Annotated in this window: 16 protein-coding genes; 7 read left to right on the forward strand and 9 right to left on the reverse strand. The window is 66.1% G+C overall.

The window, feature by feature from the left end:
• Positions 1–105: 105 nt before the first annotated feature.
• From DES43_RS14950 to DES43_RS14960, 3 genes are all read left to right on the forward strand, one after another.
• Complete coding sequence (locus DES43_RS14950) at positions 106–2,634, forward strand: heavy metal translocating P-type ATPase (RefSeq protein ID WP_035029942.1); 2,529 nt, start codon at positions 106–108, stop codon at positions 2,632–2,634.
• A gap of 49 nt (positions 2,635–2,683) precedes the next feature.
• Complete coding sequence (gene copM, locus DES43_RS14955) at positions 2,684–3,055, forward strand: CopM family metallochaperone (protein WP_133675760.1); 372 nt, start codon at positions 2,684–2,686, stop codon at positions 3,053–3,055.
• Positions 3,056–3,125: 70 nt separating this feature from the next.
• Positions 3,126–3,959: an aldo/keto reductase gene (locus DES43_RS14960; protein ID WP_035029948.1), complete on the forward strand. Its 834-nt coding sequence runs from the start codon at positions 3,126–3,128 to the stop codon at positions 3,957–3,959.
• A 12-nt stretch (positions 3,960–3,971) separates the two neighbouring features.
• On the opposite strand, the gene DES43_RS14965 is transcribed toward DES43_RS14960, so the two are convergent.
• From DES43_RS14965 to DES43_RS14990, 6 genes are all read right to left on the reverse strand, one after another.
• Complete coding sequence (locus DES43_RS14965; protein WP_035029951.1) at positions 3,972–4,208, reverse strand: formate dehydrogenase subunit delta; 237 nt, start codon at positions 4,206–4,208, stop codon at positions 3,972–3,974.
• Complete coding sequence (fdhD, locus tag DES43_RS14970; protein WP_133675762.1) at positions 4,198–5,079, reverse strand: formate dehydrogenase accessory sulfurtransferase FdhD; 882 nt, start codon at positions 5,077–5,079, stop codon at positions 4,198–4,200. The genes DES43_RS14965 and fdhD overlap by 11 nt, the downstream gene beginning before the upstream one ends.
• A 36-nt stretch (positions 5,080–5,115) precedes the next feature.
• Complete coding sequence (gene fdhF, locus DES43_RS14975) at positions 5,116–7,986, reverse strand: formate dehydrogenase subunit alpha (protein ID WP_035029953.1); 2,871 nt, start codon at positions 7,984–7,986, stop codon at positions 5,116–5,118.
• Positions 7,987–8,054: 68 nt separating this feature from the next.
• Positions 8,055–9,611 carry a formate dehydrogenase beta subunit gene (locus DES43_RS14980; RefSeq protein WP_035029956.1) on the reverse strand — a complete coding sequence of 519 codons (1,557 nt, stop codon included), beginning with the start codon at positions 9,609–9,611 and terminating at the stop codon, positions 8,055–8,057.
• Positions 9,608–10,087: a formate dehydrogenase subunit gamma gene (locus tag DES43_RS14985; protein WP_035029959.1), complete on the reverse strand. Its 480-nt coding sequence runs from the start codon at positions 10,085–10,087 to the stop codon at positions 9,608–9,610. Before DES43_RS14985 ends, DES43_RS14980 begins: the two co-directional genes overlap by 4 nt.
• A gap of 140 nt (positions 10,088–10,227) precedes the next feature.
• The gene (locus DES43_RS14990; protein ID WP_035030092.1) at positions 10,228–11,121 is read right to left on the reverse strand and encodes a LysR family transcriptional regulator; all 894 of its coding nucleotides are present in this window, start codon (positions 11,119–11,121) and stop codon (positions 10,228–10,230) included.
• 182 nt (positions 11,122–11,303) lie between these two features.
• Between DES43_RS14990 and DES43_RS14995 the strand changes: the two genes are divergently transcribed.
• The 3 genes from DES43_RS14995 (at position 11,304) to DES43_RS15005 (ending at position 14,234) form a co-directional block, all read left to right on the forward strand.
• Entirely contained in the window at positions 11,304–11,945 is a 642-nt protein-coding gene (locus DES43_RS14995) for a DUF47 domain-containing protein (RefSeq protein WP_035029962.1), read from the forward strand.
• Between the two features lie 6 nt (positions 11,946–11,951).
• Positions 11,952–12,956, forward strand: a complete 1,005-nt coding sequence (locus DES43_RS15000; RefSeq protein ID WP_035029965.1) for an inorganic phosphate transporter — start codon at positions 11,952–11,954, stop codon at positions 12,954–12,956.
• Between the two features lie 105 nt (positions 12,957–13,061).
• On the forward strand, positions 13,062–14,234 hold the full coding sequence (locus DES43_RS15005; protein ID WP_035029967.1) for an Mrp/NBP35 family ATP-binding protein: 1,173 nt from the start codon (positions 13,062–13,064) through the stop codon (positions 14,232–14,234).
• 36 nt (positions 14,235–14,270) lie between these two features.
• Here DES43_RS15005 and DES43_RS15010 read toward each other — a convergent pair whose 3' ends face one another.
• The gene (locus tag DES43_RS15010) at positions 14,271–15,119 is read right to left on the reverse strand and encodes an ABC transporter substrate-binding protein (protein ID WP_035029970.1); all 849 of its coding nucleotides are present in this window, start codon (positions 15,117–15,119) and stop codon (positions 14,271–14,273) included.
• Between the two features lie 247 nt (positions 15,120–15,366).
• Here DES43_RS15010 and DES43_RS15015 point away from each other — a divergent pair, with 247 nt between their 5' ends.
• Complete coding sequence (locus DES43_RS15015) at positions 15,367–16,056, forward strand: SH3 domain-containing protein (protein WP_133675764.1); 690 nt, start codon at positions 15,367–15,369, stop codon at positions 16,054–16,056.
• Between the two features lie 4 nt (positions 16,057–16,060).
• Here the strand turns inward: DES43_RS15015 and DES43_RS15020 are convergent, their stop codons facing one another.
• Together DES43_RS15020 and DES43_RS15025 are read right to left on the reverse strand one after the other, a co-directional pair.
• On the reverse strand, positions 16,061–16,807 hold the full coding sequence (locus DES43_RS15020) for an SDR family oxidoreductase (RefSeq protein ID WP_035029976.1): 747 nt from the start codon (positions 16,805–16,807) through the stop codon (positions 16,061–16,063).
• A gap of 41 nt (positions 16,808–16,848) precedes the next feature.
• Positions 16,849–18,318 carry an aldehyde dehydrogenase family protein gene (locus DES43_RS15025; protein WP_035029979.1) on the reverse strand — a complete coding sequence of 490 codons (1,470 nt, stop codon included), beginning with the start codon at positions 18,316–18,318 and terminating at the stop codon, positions 16,849–16,851.
• Positions 18,319–18,540: the final 222 nt, after the last annotated feature.

Here is an 18,540-nt window from a genome sequence, read left to right on the forward strand (position 1 = left end):
CAACGGTACGATTTTGCCCGCAACGGTCCGGCACCGGCATATCCCTCTTGACCTTCCAGTGACTGGAACCCCTATCTCGGGCAAAAGCAGTTGAAAGAGGTTGTCATGGCACATTCCGACCACCCGCACGATCACGGCAAGCAACACCATCCCGGACATGGGAGCGGCTCCTGCTGTTCGGGTGCGGCTGCGGCAAAAGCCGGAACCGTGGTTCGCGATCCGGTCTGCGGCATGACGGTCGATCCCGAGGCCGGCAAGCCGAGCCTCGTCCACGAAGGACACACCTATCACTTCTGCTGTGAAAGCTGCCGCACAAAATTCGCGGCTGACCCGGACGCCTACATCACCGCCAAAGACCCTGTCTGCGGCATGAAGGTGGACCGTGCCGGCGCCCGCCATTTCCTGCGCCATCAGGGCAAGAAGCATTATTTCTGCTCGGCGCGCTGCCTGGAAAAATTCGAGACCGAGCCCGAAAAATACCTCGGCGACCGTCCGGCGCCCGAGCCGATGCCGGCCGGCACGCAGTATACCTGCCCGATGCACCCCGAAATCGTGCAGGACGGTCCCGGCGACTGCCCGCTTTGCGGCATGGCGCTGGAGCCGATGGGGGTGCCGACCGGCGACGAAGGCCCGAACCCCGAGCTGGTCGATTTCACCCGCCGCTTCTGGGTCAGCGTCACGCTGGCGCTGCCGCTGGTGGTCATCTCCATGGGGCCGATGGTCGGGCTTCCGGTGCGAGACTGGCTGGGCGAACGGGTGGCCGTGTGGACCGAGTTCGCGCTGGCCACGCCGGTGGTGCTGTGGGCGGCGTTCCCCTTTTTCAAGCGCGGCTGGGCCTCGATCCTCAACCGCAGCCCCAACATGTGGACGCTGATCTCCATCGGCGTGGCGGCGGCCTATATCTACAGCGTCGTGGCGACGCTGTTCCCCGACCTGTTCCCGCACGAGGTGCGCGGCCACGGCGATTCGGTGCCGGTCTATTTCGAGGCGTCCGCCGTCATCATCGCGCTGGTCTTCCTCGGTCAGGTGCTTGAACTGAAGGCGCGCGAGAAGACCGGCTCGGCCATCCGCGCCCTGCTCGACCTCGCGCCCAAGACCGCGCGGCTGATCGGCGCGGACGGTTCGGAGCGCGACGTGCCGCTGGCCGAGGTCAGGGCCGGCGAGCGGCTGCGTATCCGCCCCGGCGAATCGGTGCCGGTCGACGGCACCGTCGAGCAGGGCCGCTCGACCATCGACGAATCGATGATCACCGGCGAGCCCATCCCGGTCGAGAAGGGCGAGGGCGACAGCCTGATCGGCGGCACGCTGAACCGCAACGGCACGCTGGTCATGCGGGCCGAGAAGGTGGGCTCCGAAACCACCCTGTCGCGCATCGTGGAACTGGTCGCCAAGGCGCAGCGCAGCCGCGCTCCGATCCAGAGCCTTGCCGACCGCGTGTCGGCGTGGTTCGTGCCGACCGTGGTGCTGGTCGCCATCCTCGCCTTCATCGGCTGGATGACGTTCGGGCCCGAGCCGCGCCTCGTCTACGCCATCGTCTCGGCGGTGTCGGTGCTGATCATCGCCTGTCCATGTGCGCTCGGTCTGGCGACGCCGATGTCGATCATGACCGCCACCGGGCGCGGCGCGCAGGCCGGCGTGCTGATCCGCGAGGCGGCAGCACTCGAGCGGCTGGCCGCTGTCGACACGCTGATCGTCGACAAGACCGGAACGCTGACCGAAGGCCGGCCGGAACTCACCGATGTCCGCGCCGAGGACGGCTTCGAGGAGAACGAGGTGCTGGCGCTGGCAGCGGCCATAGAGCAGGGCTCCGAGCATCCGCTGGCCGAGGCCATCGTCGCCGGCGCCAGGGCGCGTGGGCTCACCCTCCCGGCTGCCGGCGATTTCGAGGCGGTCAACGGCAAGGGCGTTTCCGGCACGGCCGACGGGCGCAGGCTGGTGCTCGGCAATGCGCTGTTCATGCAGGAGCACGGCATCGACGCAACGCTCATCTCTCAGCATGCCGATGCGCTGCGCGAGAACGGGCGCTCGGCCATCCTCGTCGCCATCGACGGCAAGCCTGCGGGCGTGGTGGCGGTGTCCGACCCGATCAAGCCGACCGCGTCGGAGGCGCTGCGCGAGCTGACGCGTTCGGGCATGCGCATCGTCATGGCGACCGGCGACAACGAGCGCACCGCCAGGGCCATTGCCGCCAGCCTCGGCATCGAAGAGGTTCGCGCCGGCATGCTGCCGGAAGCCAAGGCCGATCTTGTCGCGGAGCTGAAGGGCAAGGGCGCGGTGGTGGCCATGGCCGGCGACGGCATCAACGATGCGCCCGCCCTTGCCGCCGCCGATGTCGGCATCGCCATGGGCACCGGTGCCGATGTGGCGCTGGAAAGCGCCGGCATCACGCTGGTCAAGGGCGACCTCACCGGCATCGTGCGGGCGCGCCATCTGGCGCAGAAGACGCTGTCCAACATAAGGCAGAACCTGTTCTTCGCCTTCCTCTACAACGCACTCGGCGTGCCGGTGGCGGCCGGCGTGCTCTATCCGATCACCGGCACGCTGCTGTCGCCGATGCTGGCGGCGGCCGCCATGAGCCTGTCGTCGGTCTCGGTGATCGCCAACGCGCTCCGGCTGCGGGGGCTGAAGCTCTGAAATCCCGGCAGGAGGCCCACACAGGAGAACCATTATGATATGCAGGAAAATGAAGATCGCCGCTGTGGCCGCCGCTCTCGCCGTCGGGCTCGGCTGCTACCAGATCGCCTCGGCGCAGGACGACCACGCCGGCCATGGCGCGGCGGCGGCGAGCGCCGAAAGCGCTTCCGTAGCCGGCTACAAGGCGGCCATGGACAAGATGCATGCCGACATGGCGGCAATGGACTACAGCGGCGACGCCGATGTCGATTTCGCGCGCGGCATGATCCCCCACCATCAGGCCGCCATCGACATGGCCAGGGTGCTGCTGGAGCACGGCAAGGACCCGGAGATGCGCAAGCTGGCCGGGGAGGTCATCGCCGCGCAGGAAGCCGAGATCAGGCAGATGCAGGAGTGGCTTCAGGCGCATCCGGTGCAATAAGCGCCGCGCAATTGCCTCGCATCGTCATCCGCGCCATCATGGTGCCGATTCCATGAGCCGGAGACCGCCGATGCCGATCAGGACCACTGCCCTGCCGTGCGGAGAGGCCGTGCCCGTCTTCGGGCTCGGCACCTGGACGATGGGCGAGCGCGGGGGCAGCTTCGCCGACGAGACGGCGGCGCTGCGGCTCGGCCTCGATCTCGGGGCGACGCTGATCGACACGGCTGAAATGTATGCCGATGCCGAACTGGTGGTGGGCGAGGCGATAAAGGGACGCCGCGACGGTCTGTTCATCGTCTCCAAGGTGCTGCCCTCCAACGCCTCGCGCACCGGCACAGTGGCCGCCTGCGAGCGCAGCCTGAAGCGGCTCGGCACCGACCGGATCGACCTCTACCTGCTGCACTGGCGCGGCGGCGTGCCGCTTGCCGAGACGGTCGAAGCCTTCGAGGCGCTGAAGGCAGCCGGCAAGATCCGCCACTGGGGCGTCTCCAACTTCGACACCGGCGACATGCAGGAGCTGTCCGCGCTGCCTGCCGGCAGGAACTGCCAGAGCAATCAGGTGCTCTATAATCTCTCGCGGCGCGGTATCGAGTTCGATCTGTTGCCGTGGAGCCGCGAGCGCTCCATGCCCGTCATGGCCTATTCGCCCATCGAGCAGGGCGCACTGGCGCAGGACAGCGCCATCGGGACCGTCGCCGCCCGCCATGGAGCGACTCCCGCGCAGATCGCGCTGGCATGGGTGATGCGGGAGGACGGCGTCATCGCCATTCCCAAGGCGGTGCGGCCACAGCATGTGCGCCAGAACATCGCCGCCGCGGAGATTTCGCTGACACAGGACGATCTCGCGGCACTCGACCGCGACTTCGCGCCGCCCGCGCGCAAGCGGCCCCTGGAGATGATCTGACCGGTCCGCCCCTCAGCCCGGAACCGTCTCTGCCGGTGGCGGCGGGCGCACCTGAGTGGCCGCCTCGACGACGAGGGTGTCGAACCCGGCATGACCCGCCTCGATCATCTCGAAGAACTGACTGCGCATGCGCGGCTCCCAGAACCTGTTGATGTGCTCGGCAACGCCGGCGACGCCCTCGTCATGCGGCTTGGAGCGGAAGAATTTTGCGATCTGGTTGGCCTGGTAGACGAGCTTGTCAGGCGACATGCCTGGCACCTCCGGATACGACGCGATGGGAATGGGTGAAAATGTCGAAATCGTCGCCGCGCACCAGCGCCACCAGCGTCACCCCGGCGGCTTGTGCCGTGCGGATGGCAAGCGCCGTCGGCGCCGAAACGGCGATGATGAAGGGCGAACCTATGGAAGCGGTCTTCTGCACCATCTCCACCGACACACGCGAGGTGACGACGACCGCGCCGGCAGCGCCTGCCGTTCCCGCCCGCGACAGCGCGCCGGCCAGCTTGTCCAGCGCGTTGTGACGGCCGACATCCTCGCGTGCCGCGACGACGCCCTGGCCCGGCACATAGAAGCCGGCCGCATGCACCGCGCCGGTCTGGCGATGCAGAGGCTGGAGCCCGGAAAGAAGCCGCACCGAACGGGTGATATCGTCAGGCGTCAGGTTCACCTTCGATGCGCCGACGATAGCCACGCTGCGCATCGCCTCCTCGATCGACTCGATGCCGCACAAGCCGCAGCCCACCGGGCCGGCAAGCCTGCGCCGCCGGGCCTCGAAGCGCCTGTTGGCGGCGTCGTGCAAGCGAATCTGGATGTCGATGCCGGCTCCGAGGTCCTGTACCTCGACCGCGTCTATTTCCCCGGCTGAGGCGACGATGCCCTCGGTGATGGAGAAACCGAGGGCGAAATCCTCGAAATCCGCCGGGGAGGCCATCATCACCGCATGGGTGGTGCCGCTGTAGGAAAGGGCGATCGGCGTCTCCTCCGGCACCATGCGGTCGGCGGCCGAAACGCCATCGGGCCGATGCGTGATGCGCCTTATGGCCGTCACAACGGAGCGCGACGCGCCTTCGGCGGCATCGGAGGAACAGGCGGCGGAAAGCGTTGCGTCAGGACGGATCATGATGTCCATCATAGCATCAGCCGCCGCCCCGCGCACTTACTCGGCCGCCAGCGACGCGATGCGCCGGCTGCGCCGCGCCTGCTCGTCATATTCGAGCTGCCATTCGCTCGGACCGTTGGACGGTGCGACCTGCACGGCGGTGACCTTGTATTCGGGGCAGTTGGTCGCCCAGTCCGAATAGTCCGTCGTCACCACATTGGCCTGCGTCATCGGATGATGGAAGGTGGTGTAGACCACGCCCGGCGACACGCGGTCGGTGATCAGCGCCCGCAGCGAGGTCTCGCCGGCGCGGCTCGCCACGCGCACCCAGTCGCCGTTGCGGATGCCACGCTGCTCGGCATCGTGCGGATGGATTTCCAGCCGGTCCTCGTCATGCCACACGACATTTTCGGTGCGCCGGGTCTGGGCGCCGACATTGTACTGGGACAGGATGCGCCCCGTGGTGAGCAACAATGGGAAGCGTGGGCCGGTCTTCTCGTCCGTCGCCACATACTCGGTGCGGATGAACCTGCCTTTGCCGCGCACGAAGCCGTCGACATGCATGATCGGCGTGCCCTGCGGCGCCTTGTCGTTGCAGGGCCACTGCACCGAGCCCATCTCGTCGATCAGGTCGAAGGAGACATTGGCGAAGCTCGGCGTCGTCGCCGCGATCTCATCCATGATCTGCGAGGGGTGGGTGTAGTTCCAGTCGAGGCCGAGCGCGCGCGCCAGTTCCTGTGTCGCCTCCCAGTCGGCATAGCGGGCCCTGGGCTCCATCACCTTGCGCACGCGGTTGATGCGGCGCTCGGCATTGGTGAAGGTGCCGTCCTTCTCCAGGAAGGTCGAACCCGGCAGGAAGACATGGGCGTAGTTGGCCGTTTCGTTCAGGAACAGGTCCTGCACCACCACGCATTCCATGGCGGCAAGGCCGGCGGCGACGTGATGGGTGTCGGGATCGGACTGGAGAATGTCCTCGCCCTGCACATAGAGCCCCTTGAAGCTGCCATCGACGGCGGCATCCAGCATGTTGGGGATGCGCAGGCCCGGCTCGTTGTCGAGCTTCACCCCCCACAACTCCTCGTAGATGGCGCGCGTGGCGTCGCCGGAGATGTGGCGGTACCCCGGCAGCTCGTGCGGGAAGGAGCCCATGTCGCAGGAACCCTGTACATTGTTCTGCCCGCGCAACGGATTCACGCCAACGCCGGGGCGGCCGATATTGCCGGTCGCCATGGCCAGATTGGCGATGGCCATCACGGCGGTCGAGCCCTGGCTGTGTTCGGTCACGCCGAGGCCGTAGTAGATCGCGCCGTTGCCGCCGGTGGCGTAGAGGCGCGCGGCTCCGCGGATCTCCTCTGCCGGCACGCCGATATAGGCGGAAACGGCCTCGGGGCTGTTGGCCTCGTCGGCGACGAAGCCGGCCCAGTCCTGGAAAGCGTCCCATTCGCAGCGCTCGCGCACGAATTGTTCGTCCACCAGACCTTCGGTAACGATGACGTGGGCGAGCGCCGTGAGCAGCGCGACGTTGGTGCCGGGCCTGAGCGCAAGATGATAGTCTGCCCTCACATGCGGGCTGCGGACCAGATCGGTACGGCGCGGATCGATGACGATCAGCCGCGCGCCTTCACGCAGGCGCTTCTTCATGCGCGAGCCGAACACCGGATGCGCGTCGGTCGGATTGGCGCCGATGACGACGATGACATCGCTTTGCTCGATCGAATCGAAGTCCTGCGTGCCGGCCGAGGTGCCGTAGGACTGCCCCAGCCCGTAGCCGGTGGGGGAATGGCAGACGCGGGCGCAGGTGTCGACATTGTTGTTGCCGAAGCCCTGCCGCACCAGCTTCTGGACGAGATAGGTCTCCTCGTTTGTGCAGCGCGACGAGGTGATGCCGCCAACGGCGGTCCGCCCGTACTGGTGCTGGATGCGGCGGAACTCGCTTGCGGTATGGGCAAGCGCCTCCTCCCACGTCACCTCACGCCACGGATCGGAAATCTTCTCGCGGATCATCGGCTTGAGGATGCGGTCCCTGTGCGTGGCATAGCCATAGGCGAAGCGGCCCTTGACGCAGCTGTGGCCATGATTCGCGTCGCCGCCCTTGTAGGGCATCATGCGCAGGACCTCGTCGCCCTTCATCTCGGCCTTGAACGAGCAGCCGACGCCGCAATAGGCGCAGGTGGTGACCACGGAGCGCTCCGGCATGCCGTGTTCCAGCACCGATTTCTCGCGCAACGCATCGGTGGGACACGCCTGCACGCAGGCGCCGCAGGACACGCATTCGGATTCGACGAAATCCTCGCTCATGCCGGCCACGATGCGGGATTCGAAACCCCTGCCCTCGACGGTCAGCGCGAAGGTGCCCTGCACGTCCTCGCAGGCGCGCACGCAGCGCGAGCACACGATGCACTGCGAGGGATCGTAGATGAAATAGGGGTTGGTCTCGTCGCGCACGAGATAGTCGATGTTGAGCGAGCCGTTGCCCGGCGCGACATGGTTGCGGCCATCCAGCCCGTAGCGGTTCTCTTCCAGCCCTACTTCGGCGGCCACCTTGTCGAACTCGCTGAGGCCAGTGCCGCGTTCCTCGTTCCAGCCGCTCGGGTGATCGGAAACGTAGAGCTCCATCACGCCCTTGCGGATGGCGTCGAGCCGATCGGTGCGTGTGTGGACCACCATGCCTTCGCCGACCGGCGTGGTGCAGGAGGCGGGCGTGCCGTTGCGGCCCTCGATCTCCACCAGGCAGATGCGGCACGAGCCGAAGGAATCCAGCATGTCCGTTGCGCACAGCTTCGGTATTTCCACGCCCGCTTCCATCGACGCGCGCATGATCGAGGTGCCCTCGGGCACAGTGACCGGCTTGCCGTCGACGATCAGTGTGACCTGTTTTTCGGCCTGCGATTCAGGTGTGCCGTAGTCGATTTCGTGTATCAGACCCATGGCTCAGGCTCCCGGACACATACGATAGCACCCAAAAGCGGCGCAATCACGGAAACAGATGTGCATCGTCATTCCGCAGCCTCCCGCATCGGTGCCGGCTTGAAGTCCTCGGGGAAGTGCGTCAGCGCGCTCATCACCGGATAGGGCGTGAAGCCGCCCAGCGCGCACAGCGAACCGAATTTCATGGTGTTGCACAGGTCAGTAACCAGTTCGATCTGACTGTCAGGCGCAATTCCGGCGGCCAGCCTGTCCAGCACCTCGACGCCGCGCGTCGAGCCGACGCGGCAGGGCGTGCACTTGCCGCAGCTTTCGAGGGCACAGAATTCCATGGCGAAACGCGCCTGCTTCAGCATGTCGGCGCTGTCGTCGAAAACGACGATGCCGGCATGGCCGATCAGCCCGTCCTTTGCGGCGAATGCCTCGTAATCGAAAGGCGTGTCAAAAAGCGCGCGCGGAAAATAGGCCCCGAGAGGGCCGCCGACCTGTACCGCCTTGACCGGACGCCCGGTGGCTGTGCCGCCGCCGATGTCGTCGACGATCTCGCCGAGCGTCAGGCCGAAGGCCGTCTCGAACAGGCCGCCATGCCTTATGTTGCCGGCGATCTGGATCGGAATGGTGCCGCGCGAACGGCCCATGCCGAAATCCTTGTAATAGGCCGCGCCCCTGTCGAGGATGATCGGTACGGAAGCCAGCGAGATGACGTTGTTGATCACCGTCGGCCTGCCGAACAGACCCTTGTGGGCCGGTAGCGGCGGCTTGGCGCGCACCATGCCGCGCTTGCCTTCGAGGCTGTCGAGCAGCGCCGTCTCCTCGCCGCAGACATAGGCACCGGCGCCGACGCGCACTTCCATGTCGAAGACCCGTCCGGAGCCCAGCACATCCGGCCCCAGCACCTTGGCCCCGCGCGCGATCTCCACCGCCCGGCGCATGGCGGCAACCGCATGCGGATATTCGGAACGGATATAGATGAAGCCCTTCGTGGCTCCGGTGGCGAGGCCGGCGATGGCCATGCCCTCGACCAGCACGAAGGGGTCGCCCTCCATGATCATGCGGTCGGCGAAGGTACCGGAATCGCCCTCGTCGGCGTTGCAGACGATGTATTTTTGCACATCGCCGGTATCGAGCACCGTCTTCCACTTGATGCCGGTCGGAAAGCCTGCGCCGCCGCGGCCGCGCAACCCGGATTCCGTGACCTCTGCCACGATCTGCGCCGGCGCCATCGTCGCTGCCCTGCGCAGTCCGGCAAGGCCGCCATGGCGCTCGTAGTCCTCCAGCGAGAACGGATCGGTGATGCCGCAGCGGGCGAAGGTGAGCCGCGTCTGGCGGGCGATGAAGGGAATCTCTTCCGGATCGCCCAGCGCCAGCTCGTGCGCGCCGCCGGACAGGAAACCGGCATCGAACAAGCCTTTTACCTGCGCCGCCCTTACCGGACCGTAGGCGACGCGGCCCGCTTGCGTCTCGACCTCGACCATCGGCTCGAGGAAATAGGCGCCGCGCGAGCCGTTGCGGACGATGCTGGCCTCGATGCCGCGCTGCTTCAGCTCGCCGGCAATGGAAGCGGCCACCTTGTCGGCGCCGAGCGCCAGCGCGCCGGAATCGCCGGGGATGTAGATGACCGGTTTCATGCCCGCACCTCCGCGACGATCTCGTCGATGCGGTCGGCATCGATGCGGCCGATGACCTCGCCATCGAGCATCGCGGCCGGCGAACAGGCGCACAGGCCGAGGCAGTAGACCGGCTCCAGCGTCACCCGCCCGTCCGGCGTCGTCTGGTGGAAATCGATACCGAGCGCCTGCCTGAGACGCGCCGCGACGTCGTCGGAGCCCATGGACTGGCAGGATTCCGCCTGACAGACCTTCAGCACATGGCGGCCGGCCGGTTCCTTGCGGTAGTCGTGATAGAAGGAGACGACACCATAGACCTCGGCGCGCGACAGGTTCAGCCCCCTGGCGATGACCGGCAGGGCTTCGTGCGGCACATAGCCGAATTCCTCCTGCACCTCGTGCAGGATGGGCAGAAGCGGCCCCTCCATGCCCTTCATGCCGTCGACGATCGACGCCACCTGCGCCTCGATCCCGGTACCTGCGCCCTGCATGACCATGCAGCGCCCTCCCTGAGCAAATGCGACCTCTCGCCAGAGCGTTATGCAACCAGAGAATAACGCCTTGATCAATAAAGCTCTTCCGTGGTTCGATAGATATCTTCTATCGACCGGACGGCATCATCACCTTTACTACCGTTTCAGGTCCTGAAATCTCTCGCCAGCGTCATCGCCTCGTCCAGAAGCGCCGAGACCAGCGGCGTGTGCGGCATGTGCGGGCCGGCGACCAGTCCCACCGTGTGGCTGGCGTCGGGCTCGACGATGGGAATGGCCCGCACCGGATCGGCGAAGCCGAAGGTTTCGGTCAGGGTGAGCGGCATGATCGACGACCATTTGCCGGTGCGGATATGCGAGAACAGCACGATCATGGAGTTGCTCTCCAGCGTCGGGCGCATCTGCACGCCCGCTTCGGCCAGATGCTGGTCGATGATGCGCCGGTTCTGCATGTCGGGCGTCAGCAGGCACAATGGCAGCCGGCTCACCTCCTCCCATGTCACCTTGTCACGCCCGGCCAGCGGATTGCCGCTGGAGGTGATGAGCTGGTAACGCTCGTGATAGAGCGGCACGCTGGTCACTCGCCCGAGCGGCTCGTTGTCGAGATAGGTGATGCCGGCGTCGATCTCGAAATTCCCGAGCAGCGACAGGATTTCGATCGAGGTGCGCGACAGGATCGAGAAGGTCACGCCGGGATGCTTCTCGCGGAACGGCGTGGTCAGGCGCGGCATCATCGCCAGCGCGGTCGGGATGGCGGCGATGCGGATGCGGCCCGACAGTCCGTGGCGGGCGGCGCGCATTTCCTCGCGCATCGCATGCGCATCGCCGACGATGCGCCGGGCCCAGCCGAGCACCTGCTCGCCCTCGGGCGTCAGGCCCTGAAAGCGCGAGCCGCGCTTGACCAGCATCACGCCGAGCTGGTCCTCGAGCTGCTTGATCGCGGCCGAAAGCGTGGGCTGCGTGATGCCGCACAGCTCGGCCGCACGGCCGAAATGCTCCTCCCGGGCAAGGGCGATGAAGAATTCCAGCTTGTCGATCATCCGGTCCGAAACCTGTGTGGGCAATTCCGTGCCTAAGGTCGGAGAAATCGCCGCACCGCGCAAGACACGCCGCGAAACTGCCGAAAATGCGGCCGGCTTCCACATTTTTCAGCCGACTACAGGTTTGCACCGGACGAAACCGGCGTTAAGGGGAAGCATCGGTAACCGACGAAAGATCCGACATGCTTGGCTGGTTCAGGAAGCTGCTTCCGCGCGAGGACGGGTTCTTCGATCTCTTCGAACGCCATTCCCGCGCCGTGGTGGGCGCAGCCGAGGCGCTGCAACGCCTGCTCGCCGGACAGGACGTCGAGAAGAACGGCGACGAGATCGTGCGGCTGGAAAAGGAAGCCGACCTCATCACCGCCGAAGTGATGCTGGCAGTGCGCCGCTCCTTCATCACCCCCTTCGACCGCAGCGACATCCAGGACCTCATCCAGTCGATGGACGACGCCATCGACATGATGCACAAGACCGTCAAGACGGTGCGCCGCTTCGAGCAGACGGAGTTCGATCCGCTGATGCAGGAAATGGGCGTCGCCATCGTCGAGGCCGCCAGGCTGGTCGCCGAAGCCGTGCCGCTGCTCAACAAGGTCGGGCAGAATGTGCTTCGCCTGACCGCGATCGCCGAGGAAGTGGTTCGGGTGGAGGAGCGTTCCGACGATCTGCACGAGCGCGGTCTGAGGGACCTCTATCACCGGCACGCCAAAGGCGACGCCCTGGCCTATTTCGTCGGCTCGGAGCTCTACAACCAGCTCGAAAAGGTGGTGGACCGATTCGAGGACGTGGCGAGCGAGATTTCCGGCATCGTCATCGAAAACGTCTGACCGGATATGGACGCCACAATCGCTCTTCCGCTGCTGATCGGCCTGATCGGCGTCGCGCTGTTCTTCGACTTCCTCAACGGGCTGCACGATGCGGCGAATTCCATCGCCACCATCGTCTCGACGCGGGTGCTGCGCCCGCAATATGCCGTGTTCTGGGCGGCGTTCTTCAACTTCATCGCCTTCCTGTTCTTCGGCCTGCATGTGGCCGAGACGCTGGGCACCGGCATCGTGGACGCCAACATCGTCACGCCGGGGGTCATCTTCGCCGCCCTTGCGGGCGCCATTGCCTGGAACATCATCACCTGGCTGGCCGGCATCCCGTCGAGCAGCTCGCATGCGCTGATCGGCGGCCTGCTGGGCGCGGGGATCGCCAAGGCCGGGCTCGACGCCGTGGTGTGGACCGGCGTGCTCAAGACGACCTCGGCCATCGTGCTTTCACCGCTGACCGGCTTCGTGCTGGCGCTCGTTCTGGTGCTGATCGTGTCGTGGCTGTTCGTGCGCCAGACCCCTTTCGCGGTGGACCGCTCGTTCCGCGTCCTGCAATTCATATCGGCCTCGCTCTATTCGCTCGGCCACGGCGGCAACGACGCCCAGAAGACCATGGGCATCATCGCGGTCCTGCTCTATTCGCAGGGCATGCTGGGCGACACGTTCTACGTGCCGCTGTGGGTGGTGCTGACCTGCCAGGCGGTGCTGGCGCTGGGAACCCTGTTCGGCGGCTGGCGCATCGTGCACACCATGGGCTCGAAGATCACGCGGCTGAACCCGATGCAGGGCTTCTGCGCCGAGACCGGCGGCGCGCTCACCCTGTTCGGCGCGACATGGCTCGGCATTCCGGTCTCGACCACCCACACCATCACCGGCGCCATCATAGGCGTAGGGGCGGCCCGCCGTGTGTCGGCGGTGCGCTGGGGCATCGCCGGCAACATCGTCATCGCCTGGGTCGTCACGCTGCCCGCAACCGCCGCGATCTCGGCCGTCACCTATTATCTGACGCAACTGGCTGCCTGAGCCCCGCTGGCACGATGACGCAGCCGCCGGCGCTTGGAGCGGCCGGACTTATGCAGTATCTCAGGGAACGCTCCCGGCAGCACACCCAGGCATGAGGTACACGCAATGTCCGTCACCAAGGAACTTGTCACCGAGCGGCTGAGAAGCGTGAGCGGGCCGGACTTCTCCGGCAATGTCGTCGATCTCGGCATGCTCTCCGAAATCTTCATCGCCGACGGCAAGGTGTTCTTCTCCATAACCGTGCCGGCCGCTCGCGCCGACCAGATGGAGCCGCTGCGTGCCGCGGCCGAACGCGTTGTGAAGGCCATTCCCGGCGTCACCGGCGCGGTGGTGACGCTGACGGCCGAGAAGAAGGGTGGCGGCATGGAAGCGGCGGCACCTCCCCGCCCCGCTCCGGGCCGGGCAGCCCCGTCCCGTCCCGCCGCGCCTCCCCCGCGTCAGGCGCAACCCGCGCCACCGTCGCAAAGCCCCGGCAAGCGCGGCGTTCCGGGTATCGACGCCATCGTCGCCGTCGCTTCCGGCAAGGGTGGCGTCGGCAAATCGACCACTGCGGTGAACCTCGCCCTGGGTCTTGCCGCCAACGGGCTGAAGGTGGGCGTGCTCGACGCCGACATCTACGGCCCCTCCATGCCAAGGCTGCTCGGCATGCACGGCCGCCCCGAGAGCGCCGACGGCAAGATCCTCAAGCCCATGCAGAACTATGGCCTCAAGGTCATGTCGATGGGCTTCCTCGTCGACGAGGAGACGCCGATGATCTGGCGCGGACCGATGGTCGTGTCGGCACTGACCCAGATGTTGCGCGAGGTGGACTGGGGCCATCTCGACGTGCTGGTGGTGGACATGCCCCCCGGCACCGGCGACGCCCAGCTCACCATGGCCCAGCAGGTGCCGCTGGCCGGCGCGGTCATCGTCTCGACGCCGCAGGACCTCGCCCTTATCGACGCCCGCAAGGGGCTGAACATGTTCAGGAAAGTCGACGTGCCTCTGCTCGGAATCGTCGAGAACATGAGCTATTTCATCGCGCTGGACACCGGCAAGCGCTACGATATTTTCGGCCATGGCGGCGCCAGGCAGGAAGCGGAGCGGCTGGGCGTTCCCTTCCTCGGCGAGGTGCCGCTGGAGATGGGCATCCGCGAAAGCTCGGATGACGGCGAACCCGTCACCGTCGGCCGGCCTGACGGCCCGGAAGCGCGTATCTACCGCGACATCGCCACCCGGGTCTGGCAACGGCTGCAGGAGGAAAAGGGCGGCAGCGGGCCATCCATCGTGTTCGAATAGCAGCCCCGAACGTTAGCGAGCGCTTACCATAAAAGTTCAGTAGAAACCGATCGGGAAATAGCGAAGATACAATTCCGCGAAGATGCCCTTCGCCGATATTTCCTGAAGCGCGTAATCGAAGGCGGCGGGCAGCAACGCATCGTCGGCGCGGGTGGCGATGGCGAGCCCGGTGCCGAGATATTCCGGGGCGATATAGGGGCCGCCTGCGAAGCGGCAGCATTTTTCCGATTCGGCACCGGCCAGCCAGAACGAAAGACGCATGCCGTCCCCGAAGGCCGCGTCGATCCTGCCGGCTTTCAGTTCGGCATGGAGCGCGTCCTCGTCCGGCAGGGGCACGATTTTCACAGCGCTGAAATAATCCTGCAACATGCGCTCATGCGCCGAACCGACGATTACCCCGACCGGCCTGTCCTGCAACCTGTCGTGGAGCGGCTCGGCCAGCGGGCGCGACTTCTGCACGGCGAACCGCGCGGGGAATTGCAGATAGGGGCGCGAGAAGGCATATGTGGCGCGCGTTTCGGCGGTGGCGGCCAGCCCCGCGATAATCGCCTCACCCTCCCCCTTTTCCAGCGCCTCCTGCAACTCGTCCCACGGCAATGCCTGAATCTGGCATTTGTCGGCGAGGTCGAGGCGGGCGCAGATGGCGCGGGCGAGATCGACATGGAACCCGGACAGGCGCGCCTGACCGTCGAGGAAATTGAAAGGCGGAAAATCGGTCGTGGTGAGAAAGCGCAGCCGGGGCAACGCGGAAAGGTCCGGCCGGGGCAGGCGCTCCTTCGCATCCCACAACAGCGGGATGACCGGCTCTTCGGCAAAAACGCTCTGTCCGGGCTGCAAAAGCCCGGCAAGGAGGAAGCTCAAAGCCGCAACTGTTCGCAAACGCACGATTCGCCACCCGCCGATCAGGACCTGCGTGCTTTTCCTATGAAATCGGATCGGCCACAAGTTTTGCTATGATATTGGCTGCTTTTGGCGCGCCATATGCGCAGTGATGCCACAATTTGCCTTAAGATGACGGTTGCGAATGGCCTGTCGCGGCAAAAGCTGTAAGATTGGCCCATCCGCATCCAAGACCGCTGCGAACGGGGGACGGGGCTCTTACGCAGACGGCCGGCTCTTTGGAGATGGCGAAGTGAAAGGTCTACCGGGTTTCGGCAAACCGAGACGGCAGCGTTCGGTGCAGTATGGCTACAGCACGCCGGCTTCGCACTGGCACCGGGTCAAGGAACATTCCCATCTCGTCATCGCCGCTCTTGGCAGCTTCGCCTTCATTGCCATCGCAATTACCGCTTTCTGGTTCACCCTTCCAAGAAACGACAAGCCTGTCGCCGCCAGGGCAGCCCCGCAGGAAATGACGGCACCGGATGCGGCGGACGACGCACAGCCGGTCGTAGCGGAAACCCCTGCGGCTCCGGAAGCGGCACCTGCCGTAGCCGCCGCTCCGGCAACGGAGGCCGATCCGGAGATCCAGCCGCTGGCCCTGATGCCCGAGCCAAGGGTGCCGGAAATCGATACGCAGGCCGCGGCGGCGATCATCGTACCCGATGCCGAAGCCGGCGACATCGCTCCGGAGACCGGAAGCGGAACCCGCACTGCCGCCATCCCCGCACCGAAGCCGAAACCGCCTGCGGCCGCAGCCGCGGCCACGGGAACTGGCCGCATCACCCGCGGTGTCACCTTCCGCTCGGGCCCCGGCGGCTCCGCCATCGGCACCATTCCCGGCGGCACCGAAGTGAAAGTGATCTCCTGCGACAGCTGGTGCGAGATCGTTCACAAGGACCAGCGTGGCTTCGTCTACAAGGATTTCCTGGACCGGGACTGACCGCTCACACGCAGCGGCCGCCATCGACCTCCAGCGCCACACCGGTGATGAAAGCCGCCTCGTCCGAGGCCAGCCACAGCGCCGCATTGGCAATGTCGAGCGGCGTCGACAACCGCCCCAGCGGCACCGAGGCGCGGAACCTCTCGCGCAGTTCCGGCGTATCGGAACCCATGAAGCGCTCCAGCATCGCCGTGTCGCCGGCCACCGGGCACAGGCAGTTCGCCCTGATGTTGTGCGGCGCGAGCTCCACTGCCATCGACTTGGTGGCGGTTATCGCCCAGCCCTTCGATGCATTGTACCATGTCAGCCCCGGCCGCGGCCTCAGGCCGGCCGTCGAGGCGGTGGTGAGGATGACGCCGCCGCCCTGCCTCTGCATCGTCGGCACCACCGCCAGCGTGCTGTAATAGATCGCCTTCATGTTGACGGCGGTGATGAGATCGAAGGTCGCTTCGTCCACGCCCAGCAGGTCGCCGTTGCGGTGGGTGAAGCCGGCATTGTTGACGACGATGTCGACCCGGTCGAAGGCGCTCTTGGCGGCATAGACCATCTGTTCGACATCGGCGCGCTGGGAAACGTCGGTGGTGACGGCGATGGCGTCGTTGCCGATCTCCTCGGCCAGTTCGGCGGCGCCGCGCGCATTGAGATCCGCCACCACAACCTTGGCACCTTCTTCAGCGAAACGGCGGGCAATGCCCTCGCCGAATCCCGCCGCCGCCCCGGTGACGATGGCGACCTTGTCCTTCAATCTCATGTCCTGCTCTTTCGCTTGTTGCCTTGCCTGTAACTGAACGCTTACCGATGGTCGAACACGACCGTCTTGGTCGCCGACATGTCGTAGAGCGCCTCGAACCCCTTCTCGCGGCCGTGGCCCGAGCGGCCGAAGCCGCCGAAGGGCAGTTCCACCCCACCGCCCGCGCCGTAGCTGTTGACGAAGACCTGCCCGGCACGCACCCGCTTTGCCAGCCGATGCTGGCGCGCGCCGTCACGCGTCCAGATGCCGGCGACGAGACCATAGTCGGTGCCGTTGGCGAGCCGCACCGCCTCGTCCTCGCCCTCGAAGGAAAACAGCGACAGCACGGGACCGAAGATTTCCTCCCGGGCGATCCTCGCTGCCGGATCGACGGCGCCGAACAGCACCGGCGCGGCATAGAAGCCGCCCTGCGGCGCACGCTCGTCCACGGTGCCGCGCGCCAGCACGGCAATGCCGGAAGCCTCTGCTTCCTCGACCATGGCGGCGACGCGGGCGCGCTGGCGGGCGCTGACCAGCGGGCCGAGATCGCGTTCGGGGTCGGCATCATGGGGGCCGGCGACCAGCTTCGCGAAACGGCCGGCCAGCGCCTCTGCAACCGCGTCATAGGCCGGGCGCTCGATCAGCACGCGGCTGCCGGCCGAGCAGGTCTGTCCGGCATTCTGGATGATGGCGTTGACCAGAACCGGCAGCACCTTGTCGAGATCGGCGTCGGCAAAGACGATCTGCGGCGATTTCCCGCCAAGTTCCATGGTCACGCCGCGATTGTTGAGGGCCGCCGCCTGCTGGATGGCTGTCCCGGTTCCCGGCGAGCCGGTGAAGGTGACGTAATCCACGCCTGGATGGCCGGAAAGGGCCGCGCCCGCCTCGCTTCCATATCCCGTCACCACATTGAAAACGCCTTCGGGAAAGCCGGCCTCCAGCGCCAGCTCCGCGATGCGGATCGTGGTCAGCGAGGCATCCTCGGCCGGCTTCGCCACCAGCACATTGCCCATGGCGAGCGCCGCGCCGGCCACCCGCGCCAGGATCTGCAAGGGATAGTTCCACGGAATGATGCCGGCGACCACGCCATGCGGCTCGCGCAGGGTCAGCGCCGTGTAGCCGTCGAGGAAGGGAATGGTGTCGCCATGAAGCTTGTCGGCCGCGCCGCCGTAGAATTCGTAATAGCGCATTGTCGCCGTCACATCCGCGCGGCCCTGCCTGAGCGGCTTGCCGGTATCGCGCGATTCGAGCGCCGCCAGCTCTTCCGCATGGCGCCCGACCAGAAGGCCCAGCCGCGTCAGCAGCCGTCCGCGTTCCACCGCCGGCATGCGGCCCCACGGGCCCTCGTCGAAAGCCTGCCGTGCTGCCCGTACCGCCAGATCCACATCCTGCGCGTCCGAGGCCGGAATGGAGGCAAAAACCTTGCCGTCAGACGGGCAAACCGCATCGATCCGGCCGCCCGAAACCGCCCCGACGCTTTTGCCGCCGATGATCTGACGCCATTCGGCGCATTCTGGCGTTGATGCATCCATGTGGGGTTTTCTCCTCTGCATTCGCCTTGGTTCGGTCCGGAGCCCGCACTAGAATAGAGGCATGGACGTACGGTACCAGCGTCGCAACCCGCTGCGGCCACGATTTGGAATTGGTAACAATGCCAGCGCTGCGACGCCATGGCACTGGTCAAATTAAATCGATTAGATTATATCGGCTGCGTTGCCCGGACGATGCCGAACAACATGGATAATGCCACGGAC

The organism is Aquamicrobium defluvii (assembly GCF_004363725.1).
In the GTDB taxonomy this organism is placed as follows: Bacteria; Pseudomonadota; Alphaproteobacteria; order Rhizobiales; family Rhizobiaceae; genus Mesorhizobium; species Mesorhizobium defluvii.

Excerpts from the sequence above, each read along its gene's own strand:
- DES43_RS14995 (WP_035029962.1), top strand. The coding sequence starts at position 11,304 with ATGCTTGGCTGGTTCAGGAAGCTGCTTCCGCGCGAGGACGGGTTCTTC.
- fdhD (WP_133675762.1), bottom strand. The coding sequence starts at position 5,079 with ATGATCCGTCCTGACGCAACGCTTTCCGCCGCCTGTTCCTCCGATGCC.
- DES43_RS15020 (WP_035029976.1), bottom strand. The coding sequence starts at position 16,807 with ATGAGATTGAAGGACAAGGTCGCCATCGTCACCGGGGCGGCGGCGGGA.
- copM (WP_133675760.1), top strand. The coding sequence starts at position 2,684 with ATGAAGATCGCCGCTGTGGCCGCCGCTCTCGCCGTCGGGCTCGGCTGC.
- DES43_RS14950 (WP_035029942.1), top strand. The coding sequence starts at position 106 with ATGGCACATTCCGACCACCCGCACGATCACGGCAAGCAACACCATCCC.
- DES43_RS14985 (WP_035029959.1), bottom strand. The coding sequence starts at position 10,087 with ATGGTCATGCAGGGCGCAGGTACCGGGATCGAGGCGCAGGTGGCGTCG.
- DES43_RS14980 (WP_035029956.1), bottom strand. The coding sequence starts at position 9,611 with ATGAAACCGGTCATCTACATCCCCGGCGATTCCGGCGCGCTGGCGCTC.
- DES43_RS15025 (WP_035029979.1), bottom strand. The coding sequence starts at position 18,318 with ATGGATGCATCAACGCCAGAATGCGCCGAATGGCGTCAGATCATCGGC.
- DES43_RS14965 (WP_035029951.1), bottom strand. The coding sequence starts at position 4,208 with ATGTCGCCTGACAAGCTCGTCTACCAGGCCAACCAGATCGCAAAATTC.
- DES43_RS14990 (WP_035030092.1), bottom strand. The coding sequence starts at position 11,121 with ATGATCGACAAGCTGGAATTCTTCATCGCCCTTGCCCGGGAGGAGCAT.
- DES43_RS15000 (WP_035029965.1), top strand. The coding sequence starts at position 11,952 with ATGGACGCCACAATCGCTCTTCCGCTGCTGATCGGCCTGATCGGCGTC.
- fdhF (WP_035029953.1), bottom strand. The coding sequence starts at position 7,986 with ATGGGTCTGATACACGAAATCGACTACGGCACACCTGAATCGCAGGCC.
- DES43_RS15005 (WP_035029967.1), top strand. The coding sequence starts at position 13,062 with ATGTCCGTCACCAAGGAACTTGTCACCGAGCGGCTGAGAAGCGTGAGC.
- DES43_RS14960 (WP_035029948.1), top strand. The coding sequence starts at position 3,126 with ATGCCGATCAGGACCACTGCCCTGCCGTGCGGAGAGGCCGTGCCCGTC.